This is a genomic window from Paenibacillus sp. FSL H7-689 (assembly GCF_000517905.1).
In the GTDB taxonomy this organism is placed as follows: Bacteria; Bacillota; Bacilli; order Paenibacillales; family Paenibacillaceae; genus Paenibacillus; species Paenibacillus amylolyticus.
Genome location: NZ_ASPU01000002.1, coordinates 105617 through 130488 on the forward strand (window position 1 = coordinate 105617; position 24872 = coordinate 130488).

Consider the following 24872-nt stretch of genomic DNA (forward strand, 5'->3'; position numbering starts at 1 on the left):
GGGAAATGGCGTTTGCGTTTGTGTGTTCAGGATTCTGTTTAAGACACAATTGAACTGGCATATCCCTCAATTACATAACTCCAATGACCTGCGGGTCATTATTTCACCAGACGTTAACATTTTGTCACAAAGCGCGACGTCAATGAACATTTTATCCGGTATAATGAATTTAGTTGTGAAATAAGTGTCAAAGTACCGAAACAAGCGGAGAATATTCTTCGCCATCTTAAACCAACAGCGGGTGAGAAAAAATTGAAACACTTAACTTTGTTTAAATGGTTAACCGTATTAACCTGTCTTGTCATGTTTCTGGCTACTTTTGGTGGAGGCATCGTAACCAAAACGGAATCAGGCCTTGGCTGCGGAACAGAATGGCCTTTATGTAACGGAAAACTCGTTCCCGCACATACTGTGGCTTCACTCATTGAATATTCCCATCGCGCTGTAAGTGCACTGGCTGGACTGTTGTCCATTGCCTCGTTTGTTGCTTTTCTGCGGTTTGGCAAATCACGCCGTGACCTGCAATTGTTTTCTTTCTTAACTCTGGTATTTGTTATCGTCCAGGGAATCATGGGGGCTTTTGCCGTTGTCTTCTCCCAATCTTCAGCAGTCATGGCACTGCATTTTGGTTTTGCACTGATCGCTTTTGCGAGTTCTCTAATGATGGCGCTGGGCATAAGGCAGGAGGCAAAAGATGGCGGATTGGAGCGCCTGAATAAATACCCTCGGGTTAGCAAAAAATTCAGGAATCTGGTCTGGTTCTCCACCATTTACACATATCTCGTGGTATACACAGGTGCATTTGTGAGTCACACGGATTCTGCCGGCGGATGTTCTGGATTTCCGCTTTGTAACGGTCAGATTATTCCTGAGCTTTCGGGTGGGGTAGCGGTTGCTTTTGCTCACCGTGCAGCAGCTGCGTCGCTCGTGATTGTTATCGCGATCCTGGGTCACTTCGCTTACCGTAATCATCCGGACAACAAGGAAATGCGTACTCTGGGTGTGGTATCCGTTGTTCTTATTCTGATGCAAGTAGTCATTGGTATTTTCATGATGGTGACAATGAACCGTCCGGAAGTATACATGTTCGTAGCTCTTGCTCATATGCTGGATATCGCCATATTGTTCGGAGTCTTAACGTATATGAGTTTCCTGGTGTACAAGCTACATCGCCCGGCTAATCGTTTTTAAATATGAAAGTCCACCATCCAGTGATGTACATCATTGGACAGGTGGACTTTGTTTGATGTCAGAGGGATCAGGGCAACCTATGGCAAGCAGCAATTACACGGAATGAATGATGCTTCGTTTACGGTGATGAATTCTTGTTGATTTGGAAAAGAGGAGGTTAGATATGCTGCGAACGTTGTTGGGGGAAAAGCCACGTATAAACGAAGGTAAATTGAAAGCAGCGATGGACGCAATGGCGCATACGCTTGAGCTATTTCAACGACAAATGCATGTGGACCATGATCCCACGCATGACTATCGGAAACTGTATGTGTGGACTCAGGGACTCATCTCCTCACTGGATGAACTGGAGCAAAGCTGTTTCGCTGCTGCTCATTTTCGTAAAAAGGTCGTTGCAGGTTCAACGGATGATATGACGCCGACTGAAAAAGCCGAGTATGCACGTTATGTGTATTTCTACAAAGATGGCTTTATCCGCTGCTTTGCCATTCTGGATAAAGTCGGCACAGTATTAAATGAAATATTCCAGCTGAATACTTCCAATACCAAAGCGCATTTTTCTTATTTTACTGTGTTAAGGCAGTTCGACTATGCACGGGAGCATCATGATCTTGCATTGCAATTAATACAGATCAAGGACTCTTATCGTGAACCGATGAGCAAGCTGCGCAAGCGACGTAATATGGAAATTCACTACATGAACTCAGAAATGCACGATGACCTGTGGCAGTTACACCAGACCTTGCAAGGTAAAGTGAAATTGGAGGATCTGAATCAGCATGTGCAGGAAATGCGTCAGGGCGTGGATATGGTCTGTGAAACGTTAACAGCCTCTTATAGTTATATCAATAAAATATGGAAAAGAAATAATTCCCTTTGACAAATCGGAATACTTGGAATATACTGAGTTTCAATCGAATGTTACATGGATATAACTGATATTTCGGAAGTTACGTTCACATTATAAAGCATAAACTACATGAACTTATAAAATCCTACAACAACATATTTCTTATCGAGAGCGGCGGAGGGACAGGCCCGATGAAGCCCGGCAACCGATTTGTAATGACATGATACATGTATCATTCGTTATAGATGTTAGGTGCTAATTCCTACAAAATGGTGCAAGACACGATTTTGGCAGATGAGAAGGTATATTCTTTCACGTGAAGAGCCCTCTTTGTATCTGCAAAGGGCTCTTTTTTTGTACTTTAGGGGGAGTTTTCCTTTAGATCGGGTAAAGATACATGTAGGTGGTTGGAAAGGGGCAAGTGCGATTGATTGAATTAAAAGGTTTAACGAAAACGTACGGCAAAGGAACAAAATCTACAACAGCGTTATCCGAGTTGAATTTGAGCATCCAAAAGGGCGAAATCTACGGAGTGATTGGCCATTCCGGAGCGGGCAAAAGCACATTGATTCGCTGTATTAATTTGCTGGAACGGCCTACGGAGGGTGAGGTATGGGTTGACGGAATTAACCTGACTGAACTGAGCAAAACCGAATTGCAGCAACAGAGACGCAAGATCGGAATGATTTTTCAACACTTTAATCTGTTATCCTCGGCAACGGTATATGACAATGTAGCTTTTCCACTAAAACTTGTGAATACACCCAAGGAAGTCATTGATCGCAAAGTGAAGGAAATGCTCGCACTGGTTGGTCTGGAGCACCATAGCAGCAAATATCCGGCTCAATTATCGGGTGGCCAAAAACAACGTGTAGGGATTGCGAGAGCACTTGCAAGTGACCCAAATGTTCTTCTCTGTGATGAGGCTACTTCGGCACTTGATCCGCAGACGACAAATTCAATCCTTAAGTTATTACTCGACATTAATGAAAAGTACAACCTTACGATTGTGCTGATCACACATGAGATGCATGTCATTCAGAACATCTGTGACAAGGTGGCTGTCATTCATCAAGGTGGCATTGTGGAACAAGGACCTGTTACAGACGTGTTCCTGAAGCCGCAGCATGCGATTACGCGGGACTTCATGATGCGTGACCATGAAGCTGGACTTGCTCTGGAAGAGACCGCTCTGGCAAATGCAGGCGTTGAATTGCAGGCAGGTGCTGCTTCCAAACTTGTGAAGATATCCTTTCTGGGTAACAAAACGTATGAAGCGATTTTGTCTAGAACGGTACGTAAAACAGGCGTGGATTTTGCCATCCTGCAAGGTACAATCTCTACGATCAAACAGGTTCCTTATGGGCAGCTGACCGTTCGGTTCGAGGGTGATTCAAATGCGATTGATCGGACGATATCAGAATTAACCGCTGAGGGACTTGATGTGGAGGTGCTTCGTTAGATGGATTTTTCAACCGTACGTTGGGAAGAGGTTGGTAAAGCTTCCATAGAGACACTGCAAATTTTGGGTGTATCAGGCTTGTTTACCGTTATCTTAGGTTTACCGCTCGGAGTACTGCTGTTCATGACAGCCCGATCTGCTTCGATTAAGTCACGGGCAGTGTACACTATACTATCCCTGATTGTGAATATTTTGCGCTCAGTCCCATTTATCATATTGATTGTTGCTCTTATTCCATTCACTCGTATACTCGTCGGTACAGCTACGGGGGTGCTCGGCGTTATACCTCCTTTGGTGATTTCAGCAGCTCCTTATTTTGCTCGTTTGGTGGAGACGACGTTGCGAGAAGTTGATCGTGGTGTCATTGAAGCGGCACAGGCGATGGGTGCATCGACCGGACAGATTGTAAGACGGGTGTTACTGCCTGAGGCACTGCCTGGACTGCTTGCTGGTATAACGATCACCATTGTTACGCTCGTCTCCTATACGGCGATGGCGGGCATGGTTGGCGGTGGAGGTCTGGGAACACTGGCAATCAACTATGGATACTTCCGTTATCAAAATGAAATTATGATCATATCCGTAGTGTCGATGATCATTCTAGTGCAAATTCTCCAGATGGCTGGAGATCGCTTGGTTACATTTTTCACCAGGAAATAACACATAGATAACATGATGGATATGCATTAATGCAGATGCCACATGACAAAATGATTAGAGAAGGGGTTTTACACATGAAAAAATGGTCTTTTGCTCTACTTAGTCTTATGTTGATTGCGGTTCTCGCAGCTTGCGGAAACAACAAGGACGCCGATAGCGGCGCAGACAATTCAGCAGGTGCACCTCGTACAGTTGAATTGAAAGTTGGAGCTTCACCTACACCACACGCAGAGATTCTGGAGAGCATCAAGCCTGAACTGGAAGCACAAGGTATCCGTCTGCAAGTCGTTACGTTCAATGACTATGTACAACCCAATCAGCAACTTGCTGATAAAAAATTGGATGCGAACTTCTTCCAGCACCAGCCTTATCTGGACACAGAGAATAAAGAACGTGGATTCAACCTCGTTTCTGTAACACCTGTTCATGTTGAACCTTTTGGTGGATACTCCAAGAAGATTAAGTCTTTGGATGAATTGGCTGATGGCGCAAAAGTAGCAATTCCAAATGACCCATCCAATGGTGGACGTGCACTGTTGTTGCTTGCGAAGGAAGGTATCATTACGCTGAAAGACAACACGAATATTACATCTACGATTCAAGACATCACAGCCAATCCGAAGAACCTGGATATCATCGAGCTGGATGCAGCCATGATGCCTCGTCAATTGGATGAAGCAGATCTGGTATTTATCAACGCTAACTATGCGCTTGAAGCGAACCTGAATCCGGCGAATGATGCTTTGCTGATCGAAGATCTGCAAGGTAACCCATACGCAAACATCCTCGTTTCCCGTGAGGACAACAAGGATGCAGATGCAATCCAAAAACTGGCTGCTGCTTTGCACTCCGAAGAAGTGAAAACATTCATCAAAGAACGTTATAAAGGTGCAGTTGAACCTGCAACTGAATAATTCACGATATGTATGATATGATGTGAAGCTATTAAGAACAAGCCGTATATCTCTTCTAAAGAGATATACGGCTTATTTTATGTTTCCTAATCTGTGCTGACGTGGGGATCAACATAAGTCAAAGTTTTTCCGGTTTATCAGCGTTGGATGGATGCCCAGATTGGCGGTAGTAGGATAATTCATTCTGATCAGCATACTGCTGTTCATCGGCTTCTTGCAGGTACGTCCTCTCGGAGGGAGAGAGTTTCTCTTCTTCTCCGTGTGAGCTTTTGATTTTGTATCTGATCCAACCGATCAGCCCAAGGAGGACAACCAAGATCAAGGCCCATCCTTTTTTGAGCAAAAGAAGAGCACTGAATTTCTGGGAAGCTGTGTATCCGATCCCGCCCATCAGAAGACTGTTGAGCCCTATGGTGGATGTTTTGTCAGTCGAAGCATTGTACTCCTCGTAGGTATATCCTGCATTGATGCTAAGTTGATTAAGGACAGTTTCCTCGAATTCCTGGCGGCTTTGTTGAAAGTTGGCCGTATCTGTAACCAGAATGGCTGTGATGTACCCTTCGCGTGTCAGGAGTTTTACATTGTAATTGACCATGGCTTGCTGATCAGCATTCTTGAAACCAAGGGAGTAAACCAACTGATGTTTGGTACTGTCATATGCCGGTTCGATTTCCCACCCCGTTATGTACGTTCTATATTCAGGATCAAGTTCTCTGTTATCTTCTTCTGTGCCTCGGATATAACTGCTTAACAGCTCTTCGGCATTCAAATTTTGATCGTCATCATGGATATGACCTGTCTTCACGTACTCGAACACAACATACCACGAGCCGAATTCGCTATTGCTGGTTAGGCTTCCGATTTCGTTCCCGTTAGGCTTCCCATCACTGTTAAGTATCGAGCGTTGGGTATTGGGCTTATCCAGATAGGAATGGCTTTCAGGGACTTCCAGGGTGGCCTTACCATCCAGAGAGACAGATGCTGGTCCAATAATCCAATCGTACTCATCAGGTGCTTGCTCATTCTCACTTGCCGCCGCTGATACCTGTAAGGCACTAAAGACTGTGAATAAACTCAACATTAAAAGTGTAAGAAATGATATCCATCTTTTGTTATTCATATTCATGTAGAGGTCCTTTCGGGTTATATCCTCGACAGTACCATAGGTGCTTGATTCCTATCAAGATATATTTGGAATTAAAGGTGGATAATCCCTTGTGGATAAGCGAGTTGTAGGAGGACGATAAATCTTTTATACTGGATAGTGACTGCTCTTTGAAGAGGGGGATGAACGTGAAGGGAAAGATTGCCCTCATAACGGGAAGTGCCAAAGGTCTTGGTAAAATGACGGCCCTCAGTCTGGCAGATCAAGGGTGTCATATTGCCCTCAACTATGTACACAGCAGAACAGAAGCTGAGGCTTTAAAGGCTCAGATTATAGCCAAGGGTGTGCGGTGCATTGCCATCCAGGCTGATATATCCAAGGTGGAAGATATCTCTTCATTGGTTGAGCAGGTGGAAGGTAAGCTGGGCAACATTGATATTTTGGTGAATAACGCAGGTCCATTTGTCCGTGAACGACGATTATTTGCGGATTATTCTGAAGCTGAGGTCCAGATGCTTGTGCAGGGAAATCTGTTGGGACCGATGTTACTGGATCAGCGTGTATTGCCAGAGATGAGACGCAAGCAATGGGGACGCATTATCCATTTTGGCTTCAGTCATGCTGGAGAAGCGAGATCTTGGCCTCATCGCGCCGTATATGCGGCTGCCAAGGTGGGTCTGGTTTCGTTCACAAAGACACTCGCGGTTGAAGAAGCCCCGTATGGAATTACGGTTAACATGGTATGTCCAGGTGACATTCGTGGTGCGAACAAAGAGAAAACGATTGATGAAATGGCAGGCATCATCGACGAGGAAACACCAAGAGGGCGCCCAGGCAGCGGTGAAGATATTGCACGAGTGATTACGTATCTGTGTCTTGATCATTCCGATTTTATAACAGGTAACATTATGGATGTATCTGGAGGACTTGATCCGATTCGTCCGACCATACAGCGCGAGGATACTTAAAAGGTGAATTGAAGGATTGTACGTGGAGACGGGTCAACGTGACTGTGAACATGGACTCTCTGCATATGCACACAAAAAAAGAGCCCTCCGCTTCATGCGAAGCGAAAGGCTCTTGAGGTTTATTTCGTGAAGGATTGATTAGAATACTTGTACGACTTCTTGTACACCCTCAACTTCTTCGAGAAGGGCACGTTCAATCCCGGCTTTTAAGGTAATGGTGGAGCTTGGGCAACTGCCGCAGGCACCGACCAGTTTCAGCTTAATAATGCCGTCTTCCACGTCGACCAGTTCCACGTCACCGCCATCGCGTTGCAGAAACGGACGAAGTTTGTCAAGCACATCAATTACTTCATCATACATGGTGCTTTGTGCGTTTTCGCTCATTTTTTTCAACTCCTTTCCCCTATATTATATTACAAATGGCCACAAATTAAAATGGTCAAACAAAGCAGGTGAAACTATATGAGACCGATTATTGAATTTTGTGCCAATAATATGCATTTTGGCACAGATGAAGTCATGGATCAACTGGAAGAAAATCCAGACTATGATGTGATTGAATACGGCTGCCTCACCAACTGCGGCCAATGTTCTATGACTCCATTTGCACTGGTGAATGGTGAAGTTGTCATCACGGACAAAGTGGAAGATCTATATAACGCCATTCTGGCCAAAATTGCCGAAGCCGATGTCTGGGACGAGCTGGATCTCGACTAACCGAGATGACGCTTGGACATCCAGAGCACACCACTTTTCAAAATACGAGGTACACGTCCCATCATGGACGTTTTGCCCATCAGCCCAAACCCAGACTTCTTGCCGAGTGCACCCAGTGTGCCACGAAGCTTGAGTGGATGTGGATTGGGCTTTTCGCCTTTCCAGAGGGCATGCTGAATATGGGCGATCTGCTCACCCTGTACTTCCGCAGCTTGACCGCTAGGTGCATAAGGTACACTGGCACAGTCACCAACGACATACACATCGGTATATTCCGGGATTTGGTAGTATTCATTCAAGACGACACGTCCTTGAGGATCTTTGGTTACGTCCAGATCCTGTACCACTTTTACTGGCTGAATGCCTGCAGTCCATACGACAGCATCTGTTAGAATCTGTTCATCCCGGTTATAGATGGCATTAGGTTCAACGCGTGAAATGGCGATATGCCCGCGTGTCTCTACCTGATGTTCGTTGAACCATTCATGCACATATACGGATAGACGTTGCGGGAAAGCGGATAATACACGTTCACCACGATCCAAAATGCTGATGTTCAGATCCGGTCTGCTCTCACGAAGTTCGGCTGCTATCTCGACACCACTTAATCCGCCACCTACGATATGCACATTGCCATAGGCTTTGACTTCATTAAGGCGCAGGTAGGTCTCGCGTGTTTTGCTAAAGCTCTGAATGGTACAGCTGTAGTCTTCGGCGCCTGGCGTGTTGTGGAAACGGTCTGTACAACCAAGTCCAATGACAAGTTTGTCGTACACGAGCGGGTCTTGGCCTTCAAATTCAATCTGACGCTGTTCCAGGTCAATCGAAGTAACTTCTCCATAACGGTAAGTGACTTTATCGCTCACTGGAAATTGGATACGCAGGTCATAATCAGATACGGTTCCTGCTGCGAGTGCGTAATATTCTGTCTTTAATCCCTGAAAGGGGCTGCGGTCCACCAAAATAATTTGTGTATCGGATGGAATTTTACCCTCCAGAAGTTCCTTGATGATGGTGAGGCCGCCATAGCCGCCTCCAAGAATGACGAAATTTTTCATGACTCGGCTTCCTTTCTGCATCAGTCCCACTGAAATGGGGCTGTAAACTGTGGAGCAGCTATGCAATAACATAGCTGCTCCTTTTGTTATGATTTGAATAATTGAAAAGTAGATATTGAAAATTGAAGATATTAATCAGCAGTTTGCACCACTCGAATTCAAACGTCTCCCTATAATGAAAGCTGCGTTCTGGAGTGGTGCTGGTGCAATATTGGTTGTGGATGGAGTTATATCCTATTCGTACACTTGAATTTCATTGTAGAACGTATCACGTTCTACCGGAATACGTCCTGCACCTTTAATGAGCCATATGAGCTCTTTACGTGTAAGGCCTTCAGGTGTGAGTGCACCTGCCGCATGACTAATCCGTTCGCGAACGATTGTACCGTGTGCATCCGAAGCACCAAATCCAAGGGCAACTTGAGCTAGCTGTGGACCGATGTTAATGAAGTATGCTTTGATATGATCGATGTTATCCAGCATCAGACGGCTGATCGCAATTGTTTTGAGATCCTCATAAGCCGAGTTACGACGCATAATGCTCGCGTTTTTACTTTTTGGCTGCATGGAAAGCGGGATAAAGACCATGAATCCGTTGGTCTCGTCTTGTAATTCACGGATCTGCACCATGTGGTTAACGCGGTCCTCATAGGATTCAATCGATCCATACAGCATCGTTGTATGGGTACGCATGCCCAGGTTATGAGCAGTACGGTGCACCTCAAGATAACGATCCACGTTCGCTTTGTCTACACGCATTTTTTTGCGATATTCATCTGACAGAATCTCAGCGCCGCCACCAGTCAATGTTTTCAGACCTGCTTTTTGCAGCTCCTGCAGAACTTCTCTGATACTGAGTCCGCTAATCCGGGTGAAGAAATCAATCTCGGCTGCCGTGTAGGCTTTCAGCGTAACATCCGGATATTTCTCGTTTAAAGCACGCAGGGAATCGACATAATATTGAAAAGGAACATGGTTGTTATGTCCGCCTACGATATGGAACTCACGTACGCCTGGATGAATATGCTGTTCCACATAATCGATCATTTCCTGACCGGATAATGTATAGGAGCCTTCTTCACCCTGGTCTTTACGGAAATTACAAAAAGCGCAGTGGGCTTCGCATACGTTCGTAAAATAAAGACTCATGTTTTCGATGAAATATACTTTCTTACCATTTTTCCGCAAGTTGGCCTCATTGGCCAGCTGGCCCAAAGTTAGCAGATCATCTGTTTCATACAGATATACGCCGTCTTCTACGTTCAGCCTTACGCCGTTCTGCACTTTCTCAACGATTTCAGCCATTCTTTTGTCTGTGAACGGTGTTACCAATGTGGACATACTGTTTCCTCCTGTTCTTAACCGGATTTGAGTTGTGTGTAGGATCTGCATACAGAACTACATAGCAAAGATGCGGTCAACTGCCGCCTTCTTATATGGACTAACTCTTATTTACCCGGTGCAGCGTGTGCTGCGTACGTAAAGCTAATTTTTTCATTAAAGTGAGTCTTGTGACTCTATATGCATTGGGGACTGCGGACAGTCTCGAAATGTGAAAAAAATTACAACTCTATATATGATCGTCACCTGAATAAGTCATGGCAAAATATCGACATTTCAGTGCGACCACCTATTCATTATAAACCTCGTGTCGCGGGGGTTCAATACACTGGGAAGAAAAAGGAGTAGAGGGGGAACGCGGAAAGAGGCAAACATGACTTGAGACCCTTGACGGGGTGGAGTATAATTTAAAGAAGAGTTAATGAAAAGGAGAGTGACCTGGCATGATTAACATCAGCGAAACGGCTGCTGACAGATTGAAAGAGATGCTTGCACAGCAAGAGACACCTGGTATGTTCCTGCGTCTTGGCGTAGCACCGGGCGGTTGCACCGGATTTTCGTACGCCATGGGCTTTGACGATAAAGAGTCCGATGAGGACCTGTATATGGATATTCAGAGTATGAAGGTTGTAGTTGAGAAGGAAAACCTGAAGTATCTGGATGGTCTCGAAATTGATTTTGAAGAGTCCGGTATGACGGGTGGGTTCACCATCCATAATCCGAACGCGGTAGCCACTTGTGGATGTGGATCTTCTTTCCGTACGAAGGAAGATGCGGGTGTGCCTGATAAGGATTGTTAAGAAACTGAGTTGTACAGCGGTTTCCCAATCTTGTTTTAAATAAGCAGTATGTAGTCCCTTTAATAGATAGCCTCTGAATTGTATCCGTTTTGCACGGGCATGATATCAGGGGCTTTTTTGCGTGTACTGATTGTGCATGGTTGACAAACTTAGTTGTAACAACTATAGTTACAATATAAAGTTCAAACATAAACAATATCGATAATTTAAAGGAGAGATCATGATGAACATTGCAATCATTGGTGCAACAGGCAAAGCAGGAAGTGTAATTTTGAAAGAAGCAGCAGACAGAGGGCATAAAGTAACGGCAATCGTTCGTAATGCATCCAAATTGGAAGATAAAAGCCTGAATACGCTGGAGAAAGATGTATTTGATCTTACAGCTGAAGATCTTAAAGCATTCGATGTGGTTGTAAATGCATTTGGTGCTCCAGCTGGTAAAGAAAACCTGCATGTGGAAGTAGGACAAGCGTTGATCAACATCCTCAAGGATGCACCAAACACTCGTCTGATCGTGGTGGGTGGAGCAGGAAGCCTGTTCACAGATGAGTCCAAAACATTGCGTGTCTTTGAATCCCCGGGATTCCCGGATGCTTACAAAGCAACTGCAACGAACCAAGGCCAAAACTTGCAGGATCTGCAAGCATCTTCAGGTATTCAATGGACATTCCTGAGCCCGGCTGGATTCTTTAATCCAGAAGGTGTACGCACCGGCAAATATCAAGCAGGCAACGACGTTATTCTCGTGAATAGCGAAGGCAACAGCTACATCAGCTATGCAGACTATGCGATTGCTTTGGTTGATGAGATTGAGAACCCACAACACAAAAACGAGCGCTTTACCGTTGTTGGCGAAGTGAAGTAACACTTTTAAATGATAATATGGAACATACAAACGGACGCTGATCTCCACAGATCGGTGTCCGTTTTTTTATGTTATCGAAGAGGGAAGTTCTGCAATAACGTTAGATAGGTTAGATGAGTATCGTTCAACTTCCAACTACTCCTTTGAATCTATGTTATATTATTCTAAAGTTGGGAGGAAAGTCTGATTGTGTGAAAGCCATCTTCTCTTCATTGGAATTGCTGCGAGTTCAAAAGTACAAGGGAGTGAACAGTTGTGAAGATGTATTCTAATGGAGTTATACTATTGATCTTTTTGGTTTTTATGATGAATGAATCGAGTGGTTCAGGGTTATCCCAATATACAAACGTTAAAAATAAGATGAATCAATTTCACATTACTTCTCTTTATCCGAAAAATAAGAATGGACAGACATATGGTTCTGCCGCATATGCGACTTCTCCAGAAACGGAACCTGATTTAATCTTGGCTACTGGTGTGGATGGTACAGACGGATATCTGCTGAAAAAAGACATGGATGGCGAGCAACCAAAAACACCTGAAGAAGCTATTGCGATACAGAACAGCAGATCACCAGACGGATGGGATATTCCACTGTATGACAAAGATGGTGAAACCGTAATTGGTGTGTTTCATGTTGGAGGAAAGTGAAAGTAACCAAAATAGGATCAAATGTGACGCTACCATACATAGACGATTCTTTTCTGAACGGCTTCCTACTACAGGATATGAACAGGTCGACGGAATGGAATTTGAAATTACTGGAGTTAAAGATGGACTGAATTTTGTTCCTAAAGGTCAGGAAAAATGTAACATTTTTCCTGTTAAACAGGTCAATAAAGATGTACCAATTAACATTATGAGAAGAAGGTGGAAAAACTGAAGCTTCGTATAATCACGTTAATTTTTTTTATATCTAGCGTGTTCTTTATCTCAAATGCACAAGATGTTAACGCTTTGTCATGTGTTGAATCGGGAAGCCCCCAAGAACAGTTAGAAATATATGATGGAGCTGTTTATGGTGAAGTAAAGCAAGTAAAGGTCGACTTGAAGCAAGAGGGATTTACGGGGACCAAAGAGAAAATTAGATATATTTTAGTGGAAGTTGAGAGGAGTTGGAATACTGAAGTTGACTCTCAACTAATTATTGCAACTAATTTCACATGGGGATTTGATTTCAAGGAAGGTAACAAATACTTAATATACTTTAGCGAAGTGGATGGCGAATTAAGTAGTAGTCCGTGCAGTTTGACCATCGAAATGAATGATTTGAACCAAGCAACTGAGCTATTTGGGGAAGGATATCCACCAAAACAACAAGTGAACGTAGAACACAAAATGTGGTTTATGTTTGAGCAAGATATTGATTTGTTTATCGTAGGTGTAGTCGTATTTGCGGCGATCTTTATCTTCTTCATGAGAGTAAGAAAGAAAAAGCGCAAAGCATAATTTGGTTGCGCTAAGCGGGGAATTTTACTCAAAGAAAAACTCATTTGAACTAGGCATGGATTCCTGTATGACCTATTACCCCCTTTACTTAAATGAGGATCGAGGCGTATAATCCGTTGAGATATCAGAGCAGTAAGAGGGGATACAGTTATGAATAGTGGATTAATCAACGCGATCATTGCGTATATCATGTGGGGAGTTCTCCCGCTGTATTGGAAGTTGTTTGAAAATGTACCGGCAGGCGAGATTTTATCGCACCGGGTTGTCTGGTCATTTGTCTTTATGGGGATTTTCGTTGCCGTCCAACGTCGATGGAGTGACATGAAGCGCATTCTGACCAGTCGTTCGACCCTGCTGTCCCTCACCGCGAGTGGGCTGCTAATTGCTATTAACTGGCTTATCTTCATTTGGGCGGTTAATAACGGTCATGTCGTTGAGACAAGTCTGGGCTATTATTTGAACCCGTTGCTGAACGTGTTACTGGCAGTTGTCTTCCTTCATGAAAAGCCAAACCGTGGACAATGGCTCGCGATTGCCATCGCTGGTGTCGCGGTGCTTATCATCGCTATTGACTACGGACGTTTCCCATGGGTTGCGATCTCATTGGCCGTGTCATTTGGCTTGTACGGTCTGGCGAAGAAGAAGATTAAGCAAGACGCTTCTGTGGGTTTATTTTCGGAGACAGCTGTAGTTCTGCCCGTCGCACTGGGCTACTGGATCTACTTAGCCATAGTAGGAAAAGCAACGGCATGGACGTTGCCTGCACCGATGTTCTTCGAACTGCTGCTTTCCGGTGTGGTGACGGCGTTGCCGCTGCTGTTCTTTGCACGGGCGGCTGCTCGAATGTCGTTGTCCACACTCGGCTTTGTACAGTATATTGGGCCGACAATCATGCTGATCCTGAGCGTGTTTGTGTTCAAGGAAACGGTCTCGCCAGTTCTGCTCGTTGGTTTCGCGCTGATCTGGACAGCGCTCATCGTATACGCTGCCGCATCGATACGTGCTACGAGACTCGCTAAGGTAAGCTGAACAGAGGTATCTGGTATCGCCATAATTGCCCTTTCTGCCAATGAGGTGGAGAGGGCAATTTGTTGTTTGTGGGGGAGCGATAGGTCGATAAAAACTAAAAAGGAAGGCTGATCAACGTTATGGTAAAATACAGGAGTAGTAATCAAAAATAGTAACCAAAAAGAGAAATAGAAAAACGAGGAGGCGACAGATATATGATGGTTAATAACCGTTACCGCAAACGAGAACCATTCTTTGTAAAGAAGGCTGTAGTTCAGATACTATTTCAGTTTGCAGTTTCAGCAATAATCGGTAGTATATATGGGTTCATGATGGTCAACGAGACGATAGGTAGATATATTAATAAACTATTACCGAGCACGGATGGTCCGGATCTTCATTTATATCTGCCCGTTGTGATAACGGTGTTCATCTACTCATGTTTTATTCAGAAGAAACAACGGATTTTTCTTGAAAAAATATCATTTAGTTGTCTCCATATTTTGGTTGCCCTAATAAGCTGTTTTTCTTCAGTTGTTGTGTTATTGGTGATCTAATCCGGATTCCGACGTATCCACACCTTCAGCCCCATCAACTGCATCGATGATACCGACAGCGAGTGTTGTTACCGCAGCAGCAGCTAAAAGATTCTTGGCACCAAGCTTCACTCTGTCCTTATCTTCCTCTTTCATGCCCACAACAACATCTTTACCGCTGTTATATACATACTTGGCTGATATCGCTACACCTTTTGCAGTATTGGTTACAGCACCTCCAATATCGGCAAGCCCCGCGTCTATGGCGGTATCATCTTTTCGAATTGCACCACTGGCAAGATCATATGTACCGCTAGCGAGTTGTCCAACGGTTTTGCCTGTATTAATCGTGGCTTTCTCTACGCCGTTTCCGACTTCTTTGATAAAGGGGCTTCCTGCAATTTCGCCAACAACCCTCACGCTACCGCCCAACACTTTCCCGGTAACTTCCCCAGCTAACTGACCGAACCCTTTTAAAAAACTCATCCATTTTCCCCCGCTCTTAAAATAAGCTAACCGATGTTCTGCATGATTTTATTTTATTATATTCATATGTAAGCGAAAAAACCATTCTGCATTTAGCCTGCTCATAAGAACGCTGCGCCCCCGGAACGCCGACCACGCTGCCCCCTCAACGCACTTCATCGCCAAAAGGCGCTAATCCCCCCGGGAACAGCGCCTCAAGCTCTTGTTTTACCTTACTACTTACCATTTGCCTACACACGGTTTTAGAAGTGTCTCAAGGAGCAGCAACGTAGTGGAGGGGGCGGAATCGATTCTGAAGAAGCGGAGCGGTCGCCTTTATCCCCGGATTTTCCCCCTATCAGGGGAATTCATAAAAATCTGGGGATAACAGCGATCATAAGAACGATCCGCCACCGGAACGCCACCACGCTGCTCCCCAAAGCCCACACTTCTAACCTCTCCGTGTTCTAGTCAATAAATCCTTCCATGACAACAGTTGGCATCATATTCGACTGCCAAGCACCCTTACCATATCCACTGTTATAACCTGGTGTAGCCTGAGGCTCCCAGTAGAATACACCTTTACCTTTGCCATTTGGCAGATTGCGAATTTGGTTTTTCATCGCGGCAACAAAACTTTTGCCAGCTGCAGCCTGGTTATTGTCCATGCCAATTTCGGAGATGATGATCTCTTTGCCATAACGGTTGATCATATCCTTGGCGTTGTTTACCGTATTTGTCACAGCAGTGTTCCAGCCGGAAGCTGAAGGATACAGGGACATGGCGATCATGTCAAAGTTAGCTCCGTTATTAATCAGACCACCAATATTCCATACATAGAGGGCGTTATCATCCCCACCTGCCAGATGCACAATGGTTTTGGTGCCGCTGCTCAGGGACTTCACTGCATTATGGCCTGTGTTCACCAACCAAGCATAGTTTTTCATGTTGGTAGATGCTTTACCATCTTCCCATAACATGCCGTTGCTTGTTTCATTACCGATCTGTACCCAGTCCGGGGTAACGCCTTTGCTTTGCATCGCCGTCATAACTTCACGAGTGTGGTTCCATACCGCATCCATGAGCTGTTGGAACGTATAGTTTTTCCAGGCAGCAGGTTTGGTCTGTTGACCAGGGTCTGCCCAAGAATCGCTATAGTGCAGAGTGAGCATTACACTCATGCCAGCATTCTTGGCACGTTGTGCGAGTGCAGCCGCACGATCCTTATTCATGTAACCGTTCCCATAATCATTCGAAGGATTAACAAATACCCGAATGCGAACGGAATTGATTTGATAGTCTTTTTTCAAAATATCAATGATGTCGCGCTGTACGCCGTTTTTATCTTTCCATTTGTAACCCTGGGCTTCCATTCCGGGAACCCAACTGATGTCGGCTCCTTTGGCGAAACTTGGTGCTGCGCTGGCATGCTGACCTGCGGGCAACATGATGGAGGTGAATAACAAAACAAAAGCCAACATGATGGATGTCTTGAAACCCCTTACATTTTTGAACATTACAAGATGCCTCCTCGGATTTAGGTTGAGTTGCATCCTAATTATAGCCATCCTGGTTTACTCTACTAAAGGGTCCATTTCCAATATTTTGGGTGTTTTATCAACCTCTCTACAGAAAATGAGAAAACAAAAAGCCGTCCGAAGACGGCTTTTCTACCCGTGGCGCTTTTTGAAACATTGATCCGTATCCCGCGCCTCCACCAGACTCTTTTAATTTGAGCTAGTGGATCGGGTAAGGGACACGTTCAACATGACATTAGAAATGTTGACGCACCTCCTTTCCTTGTGGCAAGAGTATACAACACCTTGTTTCGGAAAGCTAGTCTTTTTTACGTATTTACGAAAAATTATTTTTCAGTCTGGAACATCGTGATATCTCGTGCATAATGGCTCTTGGTTCCGTCATTGTTTCGGATGCGCACACTGTCTTCACTGATCCGCTCCACAATGCCACAACCAACCTCGCAATAGACGCCAGCCGGGTCTTCCTGCCATGCGCTTACCATACATTGGGATAGTGCAGCCGTGAAAAACTCTATATTTTTTTGTAACGTTCTAGGTTTGTTGGATTTCATTATATACTCCTTTGATCAATAATATTTGGAATGAGAACAAGCAACCGGACCAAATCACACTGTACTTCACTTTACTCTGTCTATTGACCTTTGTAAAGGGATGGAAAAAGTTGCGGCCATGAGGTATCATTTACATAAATTTTACGTAGCGTTTACACTGCGCTGACGCTTGATGTTGATTACGAATAGTACAATTATAGGAGAACTTCTAACCAAGAATAGATATGCAACACATTCGGAGGCCATACATGCATAGAGACGTCAAAACAGGCAACTACGTTAATCGTGATTTGAGTTGGGTTGAATTTAATCGGCGCGTACTTCAGGAGGCCCAGGATCCAACAACGCCTCTGCTGGAACGCATGAGATTTCTCGGCATTGTCGCTAGTAATCTGGACGAGTTCGTCAGTGTAAGGGTGGCGGAGACAAAAGAGAAGATCAAGGCCGGATTCACGCAAAAAGATTTTACAGGATACACGCCTTCGGGATTGTACCGCAGATTGATCAAACGAACCGGGACCATGGTCGCCGAACAGTATAAAACGTATCGTGAACTCATTCGTCTACTCGCCAAGAAAGGCGTGAACATTCAGGAATATACAGATCTTAATGTGACACAGCAGCGCGCAATGGACCAGTACTTTCATGAAATTATTTTTCCGGTACTCACACCGATGGCGATTGACCAGAGTCGTCCGTTCCCACTGGTACACAACAAGTCTGTCTATCTGTCCGTGATGTTACAGAAGGAAGGGGAGCAAGAGGGCGAGCCGTTTATGGCTATTGTTCAGGTGCCTTCCAATCTGCCGCGGGTAGTTCAGGCTCCCATTCGGGCGAATAGCAAAAAGAAAACATTCATACTGATTGAAGATCTTATCAAACATCATATCCATACGCTCTTCAGCGGATATATCTCGCTTGCTGCACAGGAATTCAGAGTGACCCGTAATGCGGATCTGTTTATTAATGAAGAAGAAGCGGAAGATCTGCTTGAGGCTATTGAAAAAGAATTACGCCGCAGACGCCGCGGGGCTCCTGTAAGACTGGAAGTGTGCAAGGATTTTCGTCCGGATGCCTTATTGGAATTGCAGGATGAATTTGATATTCAGGACCCGGTATATGAAATTGATGGACCACTTGATCTGAGTTTTCTGGCGGGATTCGTAGACAGTCTGGAAAGTTTCTCACATCTGAAATACAGTCCGGTGAAGCCAGTCTACCCACTTGAGTTTCTGCCAAGAGAAAGTCATTTTGAGCTACTGCGCAAACGCGATGTACTGGTACATCATCCGTACGAATCGTTTGAACCAGTCACTGATTTTATATTGGAGGCTTCGGAAGATCCAAGAGTTCTGGCCATCAAGATGACATTATATCGGGTCAATGGCGATTCACGCCTTATTCCGGCACTTGCACTTGCCGCTGAGAGTGGTAAGCAGGTCACGGTGGTGGTGGAACTGAAAGCCCGGTTTGATGAAGAGCGCAACATTGCTTGGGCGCGTAAGCTGGAGAAAGCCGGTTGTCACGTGGTTTATGGACTGGTTGGACTGAAGACCCATGCCAAAATAATTCTTGTTGTACGCAGGGAACAGCAGGGGCTGAGACGTTATGTTCATGTAGGAACCGGTAACTATAATGAGAGTACAGCCAAAGTGTATACGGACGTGGGACTGTTCACCTCTAATCCAATTATTGGGGAAGATGCATCCGAATTGTTCAATGAGATTACCGGATACTCCGGTCCAAAGGCATTGCAGGCGTTCCGTGTAGCTCCGGATGGTATGAAGGATGAGTTGTTTGCACTGATTCGTAGAGAAACAGAGCACGCGCTGAAAGGCAAACCTTCCAGAATCATTGCCAAGATCAACTCCTTATCCCATCAGGAAATGATTGATGAATTATACGAGGCTTCTCAAGCCGGCGTGCAGATCGATCTGATTGTGCGTGGGGTATGTTGTCTGCGTCCGGGGGTAGAGGGGCTCAGTGAGAATATTCGAGTCATTAGCATTGTGGATCGTTTTCTGGAGCATTCAAGGTTGTTTTATTTTGAAAATAGCGGCAACCCGGATGTATTCATCTCCAGTGCAGACTGGATGACACGTAACTTGAATCGAAGAATTGAACTGATGTGTCCCGTTTTTGATCCAGAGCTGAAGAAAATGCTAGTGGATATCCTTAATCTGTCCCTTATGGATAATGTCAAAGCGAGACAACTTATGCCTGGTGGCAATTATGTATTTGTAGAAAATGAAAAGCCCCCGCTGAGAAGTCAGACGGAGGCCATGGGTATTATCCCTTGGAAGCCTGCTGAATGGAGTGCGTTAACGTAACTCCCCAGGCTTCCTTCAGATCCTTGACGGCCTCTTCCAGGCCATCAAGTTCCAGTAACGGCTCAGCTGTACAGGTGAATTGCACCTGCAGCGAGTCGTTTTCTTTTGTTGCTTCAATCGCAGCAATGCTTTCGGATCGATTGATGGCTTCGGCTACTCGCAGCAGAGAGCCTAAACGATGAGCATGCCGCTCATCCGAGTTTTTCAGAATGTCCCGGTGCTTATTCAGTAGCTGGGGCGTTCTTTTTTTGGGATGATAATCAGCTGCACTGGCACTTAGAATGGTCTCCCGATGAGAAAGTCCATAGATGCTTGAATTCATGATCCAATAGGCCGAGTGCTGTGTATAACGGAAATAGTTAATCTGCTTACCAGCCATGTGCAACATGGAGGATGCATACAGGATTCGGGCATCTGCTTGATCAGGAGGGGTACCTTGTAATGCTGTATACAGGGTAACCATATCCTGATGAATCCGTTGCAGACGTTTCTCTGGAATAGGTGGACCAAAATGGATAAAGTTGCGGATACTGTCCTTCAGCGCGTCTGGAACGACCGGCTGCCCTCCAGCCATGTAATCACGCAACAACCCGTCTCGTAGACCCGCGCCACTAACCACATAACGATCTCCCTGTATTATCTGGAAGACAGTTCGTAGGATCAGTACGCCGGGCACAATGATGTCAGCGCGATCTTTGGCGAGCCCAGGTACCTTTTTGCGCTGTGCCGAGGTGAGATGTGGTAAGGAGCGAGCGATGTTCTCCATCGCTTCCTCACTGATCTCATAATGATGGCTGACAGGCAAAGAATACTGGGTGCGCTTCTGTTCCACTTTGGCGAGTGTACGCATTGTGCCGCCAAGTCCGATGAGTGGCAGACCAGGATGCTCACGAATCCAATCCTGTCCACGGAGAGCCTCAGTGACTTCGTTGCATAATGCATTTGCATTCTCCTCAGTCCACTGATCTTCGCCCCCGTAACGGGCATGTGAATTCACAGCACCAATAGGGAGGGAGATGCTATGTAACCTTTTCCGATCCCGAAAGACCGTGATCTCTGTGCTGCCGCCTCCAATATCCACGACGTAACCGTCTGCCAGATCAATGGATTGAGTGACACCAAGGAACCCATAATAGGCCTCCCGATCTCCCGATACACATTCAATGGTAAGCCCCGTCTCGGTCTCCAGCCATTCAATAATCTCCAGGACATTGCTTGCATTACGAATAGCTGCGGTAGCTGCTGCGCGAATCAGTTTGGTCTGATACGCTTCACAGGTCGCTTTGAATTGACTCAAGATGGTGATGGCTTTATCCAGAGAATGGCGCAGAATGGTTCCATCGGACTCAACAACGCTGCTCAGACGAGCGGCGTATTTGTCTTCATGAATGATGCGATAGGCTTCGTCCTGGTCCAGTTCATAGATAACTAGACGAATGGAGTTCGAGCCGATATCAATAATTCCTAAGGTTTCATTAGTACGTGTCATAAGCATCTCCTTCTACAGAGGTTCAACTACCCGAAGTGAAGAAGGGCAGCCATGGCTTCCGGTGAACCCGGCGGTGTGGCAGAGAAGGGCGTAGTTAACATAACAATAATGATAAAGACGATGAAACAGGCAAATATAAGACAACTCACGGCAAAGCCGCGATTACGCTTTTGCATAAACAGTCGAATACCTGTGACAAAGAGAAGTACCGTAACAGCTACCAGAACGATCGACATTGCAAAATAGGCTACGCCATAAAGTGATTTGAAAAATGCTTCCATTTGTTCTTAACGCTCCTTAGATCCTCATATTTAAGCCCTTCCAAGCCATTCCTTAGTAGCATACGACAGATTGACTTGTTTGAAAAGTAAACCGGGCGCTTGTTCCCGTTTCCGCCATCACCCCTGGGACAGGTTACATGGAAAAGGGGCCTTTGCCGTGGACAGACATCCAAGAAAGCAAGGCTTCTGTTGAGTATGTATAAGGAAGGACTATTGTTTCAAGGAAGGAGATCAACCCATGTCGAGACAACTTGCAAGCAAATGGCGGAAGACAGCGGCTCTGATGAAATATCCGGTAGCTGCTGTCCATATCCCACAGACCAAGGCATTCAACTCGGGTAATCTGCTGCAAATGCTCAGTCGTTATGGAATGGTGTATGTCAAACCTATTGTAGGAGGCGGAGGTTACGGTGTTATCCGGGTATCGGCTAGCGGTGGGGCTTATCGATACACCCATATGAAAACAACCCGTTCTTTCGCCAGTTTCAGCCAGATGTATCGCTCTCTGGTGCGTGTAAAGGCTAGACGCAAGTACTTGATCCAGCAAGGCATTCATCTGGCAACAATTCAAGGGAGACCTGTTGATTACAGAGTCAAAGTTGTCAAAACCCAACGAGGCTGGGTATTCCGTTCATTAGTAGGACGACTCGCTCGTCCCGGACTCTGTGTGACGAATCTGAGCAAGGGTGGCACCATGTTATCAGGAAGGCGAGCTCTTGGTTTATCCCTGCCACATATATCCGGTCGGCACAAACGCCGGGAGATGCGTTCACTTACAATGACATGTACGTACATTATGGAAAGTCAGTTCCCTGGTGTAGGTCAGCTTGGATTTGATTATGGACTGGATTATTCAGGCAAGATCTGGATTCTGGAAGTGAATACCAGACCCCAATAGAAAATGAATGGGAAAACTCAAGAAAATTCAAGAAAAACCGATAATATATAAAAGAAAACGGTATGAAAACCGTTTGAAATTTTACATTACCGGGTAATTTACTCGCAACAAGTCTTGAAACTATGAATTTATTCCAAAAAAAATACGCTGATAAACGTTCTGACAGTAGTACAAACTCCCTGTGCATAAATATTGTCCACACTATACACGTTGATTACTCTATATTTTTTCCATTTATCAACAAACTATGCACAGGATTTCCACATATCGTTGTGGATAACAAGAACGCTTGTTCTCTATATGAATCTCTGATATGATAGTTTTGAGGAAAAAAAAGGAAAGGTTGTGGCGGGAAATGGCTATGTTATCCGATGAGATGTTGTTGGATTCCTACCATAAAGCGATTGAGTTGAATCTCGAACGAGATTTCATCGCACTGCTGTTGGCAGAAATCCATAAGCGCAAACTGGGTACCGACGTATCTGCCATTCTTCACTAGAGATCCTCATTGCAGGCAATGTTACAGGTTTCCGGACAAGTCCCATAGTGAGACTGGCCATGGCGTGCTCGTCTGACAATGGTGACAGTACATCACATGATTGCAAACGTTTTCGACTTCGTCTGCCGTGTCAGAGGAAGTTTGGAATACGTAGGGGCTGTATGGTCCGGTGTAATCATCCAATTTGCCGCATTCTAACAGTCCCTGAAGGCAGTGGGGGCAAGCCTGCTCCGGTACAACCAGACCGTTACACAGCGGGCATATATAAGACAAGGGTATCCCTCCTGATATGGATTCACTCAGGAGTAAGATACCCTTTTTTGTATGAATATATGTTATTTCAGCAAAACTAGCGTTTCATGTTACTGCTGTGTCCTGGGGACAACTTGGCATCCGGATCGAAGTACACCTTCGCATTGTTGACGGCTGTTGGAGCTTCGCCGAATCCGACAGCGATCAGCTTCAGTTTACCCGGATATGTTGTGATATCTCCGGCAGCGAAGATTCCTGGAATAGATGTTTCCATGCGGGAATCAACAACGATGGAGTTACTGTCAATTTCGATACCCCACTCGGCAATCGGTCCGAGAGAAGAGACAAATCCGAAGTTAACGATCACGTCATCTACTTCGATTTCCTGAGTTTCTTTGGTTTTCACATGAGAAAGGGTTACTTTGGTAATCGTGTCATCTCCGTGAAGTTCCGTGATTTCGGTCGGTGTAACAACATTCACCTTGGAATTCATCAGGTTTTCGACACTGTGCTCATGTGCACGGAACTTGTCCCGGCGATGGATCAGCGTTACTTGCTCAGCGATAGGCTCCAGCATAAGTGCCCAGTCTACCGCGGAGTCACCGCCGCCACTGATCAGTACTTTTTTGCCAGCGAAGGCATTCAGATCACTGATGAAGTAGTGCAGGTTGCTCTTCTCGAACTTGGCAGCACCTTCAAGCTCCAGGCGACGTGGTTCGAATGCACCTACACCAGCTGTAATAATGACGGCTTTGGCATGATATTCATTCTCATCCGTCTTCACGACGAAATGTTGCTCATCCTTTTTCTCCACCGATACAACCTTTTCTTCAAGCCGGATGTTCGGGTTAAAATGATTCATTTGCTCAACGAGGTTATTCACCAGTTCCTGAGCTGTTACTTTCGGGAATCCGGCTACATCATAGATGTATTTCTCCGGGTAAAGAGCGGCAAGCTGTCCACCAAGCTGTGGCATACTTTCAACCAGTGTAACGGATGCCTGACGCATCCCACCATAAAACGCGGCGAACAGACCCGCAGGGCCTCCACCGATAATAAGTAAATCAGTCATATCATGACTGGAATTTTGTGCAGTCAAGAATCAACAACACCTTTCATATTTTAATAGGTAGTTAACAGAAAGAATGTGCAGGCTACGTATCGTAACCGGCATGGGTGCTGAACTGTCTTTCCTATTATAAACGGTGTATTCAGGGTTGCAAAGTTAGCGGCGTCACGAAACTGGGAACAATTGATGAAGATCAGATGAGAATAGGATGAAATTGGAAATGAAAGGTTATGAAAAATAACAAAAAAAACCTTGATCTTTACTAGAAATACAGATATCCTTGACCTGTACTATGTGTTTTTTTGTCTAATTTAGAGTCAATATGTAATATGAAGACAGATCCCGTGTTTTGTAGGATCTTGTGGTTAATTTCACAACTTGAAACGATAACTTGCGTGCAAACGTATCAATTTCATAAACCCTTTAGTTGCTTCAATCAAGTCTAGATATAGATCAAAACGGTTCGATACGTCGATATCTAGTTTCATAAAATCCATTTTTAGTGAGTTATGAAATTGATGCAAACGTTTAAATAAATTCGCGAAGTTAACATTTGTCGTCATAATGGGCAAG

Annotated in this window: 26 protein-coding genes and 1 riboswitch; of the genes, 15 read left to right on the top strand and 11 right to left on the bottom strand. The window is 45.0% G+C overall.

The window, feature by feature from the left end:
* Nucleotides 1-252: 252 nt before the first annotated feature.
* From C170_RS00475 to C170_RS00495, 5 genes are all read left to right on the top strand, one after another.
* The gene (locus C170_RS00475; protein ID WP_036605745.1) at nucleotides 253-1191 is read left to right on the top strand and encodes a COX15/CtaA family protein; all 939 of its coding nucleotides are present in this window, start codon (nucleotides 253-255) and stop codon (nucleotides 1189-1191) included.
* 163 nt (nucleotides 1192-1354) lie between these two features.
* A complete protein-coding gene (locus tag C170_RS00480) occupies nucleotides 1355-2071 on the top strand; it encodes a Cthe_2314 family HEPN domain-containing protein (RefSeq protein ID WP_017692405.1) in 717 nt (238 codons plus the stop codon).
* A gap of 129 nt (nucleotides 2072-2200) precedes the next feature.
* A riboswitch (SAM riboswitch) is annotated at nucleotides 2201-2342 on the top strand.
* 126 nt (nucleotides 2343-2468) lie between these two features.
* The gene (locus C170_RS00485) at nucleotides 2469-3503 is read left to right on the top strand and encodes a methionine ABC transporter ATP-binding protein (protein WP_036605746.1); all 1035 of its coding nucleotides are present in this window, start codon (nucleotides 2469-2471) and stop codon (nucleotides 3501-3503) included.
* Nucleotides 3504-4163 (top strand): methionine ABC transporter permease, encoded by a 660-nt coding sequence (locus C170_RS00490; protein ID WP_036605747.1) that lies wholly within the window; start codon nucleotides 3504-3506, stop codon nucleotides 4161-4163.
* A gap of 74 nt (nucleotides 4164-4237) precedes the next feature.
* Nucleotides 4238-5077: a MetQ/NlpA family ABC transporter substrate-binding protein gene (locus C170_RS00495; protein ID WP_036605748.1), complete on the top strand. Its 840-nt coding sequence runs from the start codon at nucleotides 4238-4240 to the stop codon at nucleotides 5075-5077.
* A gap of 118 nt (nucleotides 5078-5195) precedes the next feature.
* Here the strand turns inward: C170_RS00495 and C170_RS00500 are convergent, their stop codons facing one another.
* On the bottom strand, nucleotides 5196-6197 hold the full coding sequence (locus C170_RS00500; RefSeq protein WP_162158944.1) for a DUF2167 domain-containing protein: 1002 nt from the start codon (nucleotides 6195-6197) through the stop codon (nucleotides 5196-5198).
* A 173-nt stretch (nucleotides 6198-6370) separates the two neighbouring features.
* Between C170_RS00500 and C170_RS00505 the strand changes: the two genes are divergently transcribed.
* Nucleotides 6371-7150, top strand: a complete 780-nt coding sequence (locus C170_RS00505) for an SDR family oxidoreductase (RefSeq protein WP_036605749.1) — start codon at nucleotides 6371-6373, stop codon at nucleotides 7148-7150.
* A 138-nt stretch (nucleotides 7151-7288) separates the two neighbouring features.
* Here the strand turns inward: C170_RS00505 and C170_RS00510 are convergent, their stop codons facing one another.
* On the bottom strand, nucleotides 7289-7534 hold the full coding sequence (locus tag C170_RS00510; protein ID WP_017692412.1) for a NifU family protein: 246 nt from the start codon (nucleotides 7532-7534) through the stop codon (nucleotides 7289-7291).
* Between the two features lie 78 nt (nucleotides 7535-7612).
* On the opposite strand from C170_RS00510, the gene C170_RS00515 reads away from it, so the two are divergent.
* Nucleotides 7613-7867: a YuzB family protein gene (locus C170_RS00515; protein WP_036605750.1), complete on the top strand. Its 255-nt coding sequence runs from the start codon at nucleotides 7613-7615 to the stop codon at nucleotides 7865-7867.
* Here the strand turns inward: C170_RS00515 and C170_RS00520 are convergent.
* A complete protein-coding gene (locus C170_RS00520; RefSeq protein ID WP_036605751.1) occupies nucleotides 7864-8925 on the bottom strand; it encodes an NAD(P)/FAD-dependent oxidoreductase in 1062 nt (353 codons plus the stop codon). The two genes, C170_RS00515 and C170_RS00520, sit on opposite strands and share 4 nt — an antisense overlap.
* A 234-nt stretch (nucleotides 8926-9159) precedes the next feature.
* Nucleotides 9160-10266: an aminofutalosine synthase MqnE gene (gene mqnE, locus C170_RS00525; RefSeq protein WP_036605752.1), complete on the bottom strand. Its 1107-nt coding sequence runs from the start codon at nucleotides 10264-10266 to the stop codon at nucleotides 9160-9162.
* Nucleotides 10267-10709: 443 nt separating this feature from the next.
* Here mqnE and C170_RS00530 point away from each other — a divergent pair, with 443 nt between their 5' ends.
* The 5 genes from C170_RS00530 to rarD all read left to right on the top strand — a co-directional run bounded on the left by C170_RS00530 (nucleotide 10710) and on the right by rarD (nucleotide 14409).
* On the top strand, nucleotides 10710-11066 hold the full coding sequence (locus tag C170_RS00530) for a HesB/IscA family protein (protein ID WP_036605753.1): 357 nt from the start codon (nucleotides 10710-10712) through the stop codon (nucleotides 11064-11066).
* Between the two features lie 223 nt (nucleotides 11067-11289).
* Nucleotides 11290-11931 (top strand): NAD(P)-dependent oxidoreductase, encoded by a 642-nt coding sequence (locus C170_RS00535; protein ID WP_036605754.1) that lies wholly within the window; start codon nucleotides 11290-11292, stop codon nucleotides 11929-11931.
* A 255-nt stretch (nucleotides 11932-12186) separates the two neighbouring features.
* Nucleotides 12187-12582 carry a hypothetical protein gene (locus tag C170_RS00540; RefSeq protein ID WP_133120498.1) on the top strand — a complete coding sequence of 132 codons (396 nt, stop codon included), beginning with the start codon at nucleotides 12187-12189 and terminating at the stop codon, nucleotides 12580-12582.
* 219 nt (nucleotides 12583-12801) lie between these two features.
* Nucleotides 12802-13380, top strand: coding sequence for a hypothetical protein (locus C170_RS00550; protein ID WP_036605756.1), 579 nt, complete (start codon nucleotides 12802-12804; stop codon nucleotides 13378-13380).
* A 150-nt stretch (nucleotides 13381-13530) separates the two neighbouring features.
* The gene (gene rarD, locus C170_RS00555; protein WP_017692421.1) at nucleotides 13531-14409 is read left to right on the top strand and encodes an EamA family transporter RarD; all 879 of its coding nucleotides are present in this window, start codon (nucleotides 13531-13533) and stop codon (nucleotides 14407-14409) included.
* 521 nt (nucleotides 14410-14930) lie between these two features.
* Here the strand turns inward: rarD and C170_RS00565 are convergent.
* The 3 genes from C170_RS00565 to C170_RS00575 form a co-directional block, all read right to left on the bottom strand.
* Entirely contained in the window at nucleotides 14931-15410 is a 480-nt protein-coding gene (locus C170_RS00565) for a hypothetical protein (protein ID WP_036605758.1), read from the bottom strand.
* Between the two features lie 446 nt (nucleotides 15411-15856).
* Nucleotides 15857-16906 carry a glycoside hydrolase family 53 protein gene (locus C170_RS00570; protein WP_036605759.1) on the bottom strand — a complete coding sequence of 350 codons (1050 nt, stop codon included), beginning with the start codon at nucleotides 16904-16906 and terminating at the stop codon, nucleotides 15857-15859.
* 347 nt (nucleotides 16907-17253) lie between these two features.
* A complete protein-coding gene (locus C170_RS00575) occupies nucleotides 17254-17481 on the bottom strand; it encodes a hypothetical protein (protein ID WP_017692425.1) in 228 nt (75 codons plus the stop codon).
* Nucleotides 17482-17729: 248 nt separating this feature from the next.
* Here C170_RS00575 and ppk1 point away from each other — a divergent pair, with 248 nt between their 5' ends.
* Nucleotides 17730-19811, top strand: coding sequence for a polyphosphate kinase 1 (gene ppk1, locus C170_RS00580; protein ID WP_036605760.1), 2082 nt, complete (start codon nucleotides 17730-17732; stop codon nucleotides 19809-19811).
* On the opposite strand, the gene C170_RS00585 is transcribed toward ppk1, so the two are convergent.
* Nucleotides 19771-21300, bottom strand: coding sequence for a Ppx/GppA phosphatase family protein (locus C170_RS00585; RefSeq protein ID WP_036605761.1), 1530 nt, complete (start codon nucleotides 21298-21300; stop codon nucleotides 19771-19773). The two genes, ppk1 and C170_RS00585, sit on opposite strands and share 41 nt — an antisense overlap.
* A 26-nt stretch (nucleotides 21301-21326) precedes the next feature.
* Entirely contained in the window at nucleotides 21327-21581 is a 255-nt protein-coding gene (locus C170_RS00590) for a hypothetical protein (RefSeq protein ID WP_036605762.1), read from the bottom strand.
* A 238-nt stretch (nucleotides 21582-21819) separates the two neighbouring features.
* Between C170_RS00590 and C170_RS00595 the strand changes: the two genes are divergently transcribed.
* Nucleotides 21820-22479 (top strand): YheC/YheD family protein, encoded by a 660-nt coding sequence (locus C170_RS00595; protein ID WP_036605763.1) that lies wholly within the window; start codon nucleotides 21820-21822, stop codon nucleotides 22477-22479.
* A 355-nt stretch (nucleotides 22480-22834) separates the two neighbouring features.
* A complete protein-coding gene (locus C170_RS00600; RefSeq protein ID WP_017692430.1) occupies nucleotides 22835-22978 on the top strand; it encodes a sporulation histidine kinase inhibitor Sda in 144 nt (47 codons plus the stop codon).
* 21 nt (nucleotides 22979-22999) lie between these two features.
* Here the strand turns inward: C170_RS00600 and C170_RS30625 are convergent, their stop codons facing one another.
* Together C170_RS30625 and C170_RS00605 are read right to left on the bottom strand one after the other, a co-directional pair.
* On the bottom strand, nucleotides 23000-23251 hold the full coding sequence (locus C170_RS30625) for a hypothetical protein (protein WP_076319806.1): 252 nt from the start codon (nucleotides 23249-23251) through the stop codon (nucleotides 23000-23002).
* Nucleotides 23252-23327: 76 nt separating this feature from the next.
* Complete coding sequence (locus C170_RS00605; RefSeq protein WP_207765610.1) at nucleotides 23328-24302, bottom strand: NAD(P)/FAD-dependent oxidoreductase; 975 nt, start codon at nucleotides 24300-24302, stop codon at nucleotides 23328-23330.
* Nucleotides 24303-24872: the final 570 nt, after the last annotated feature.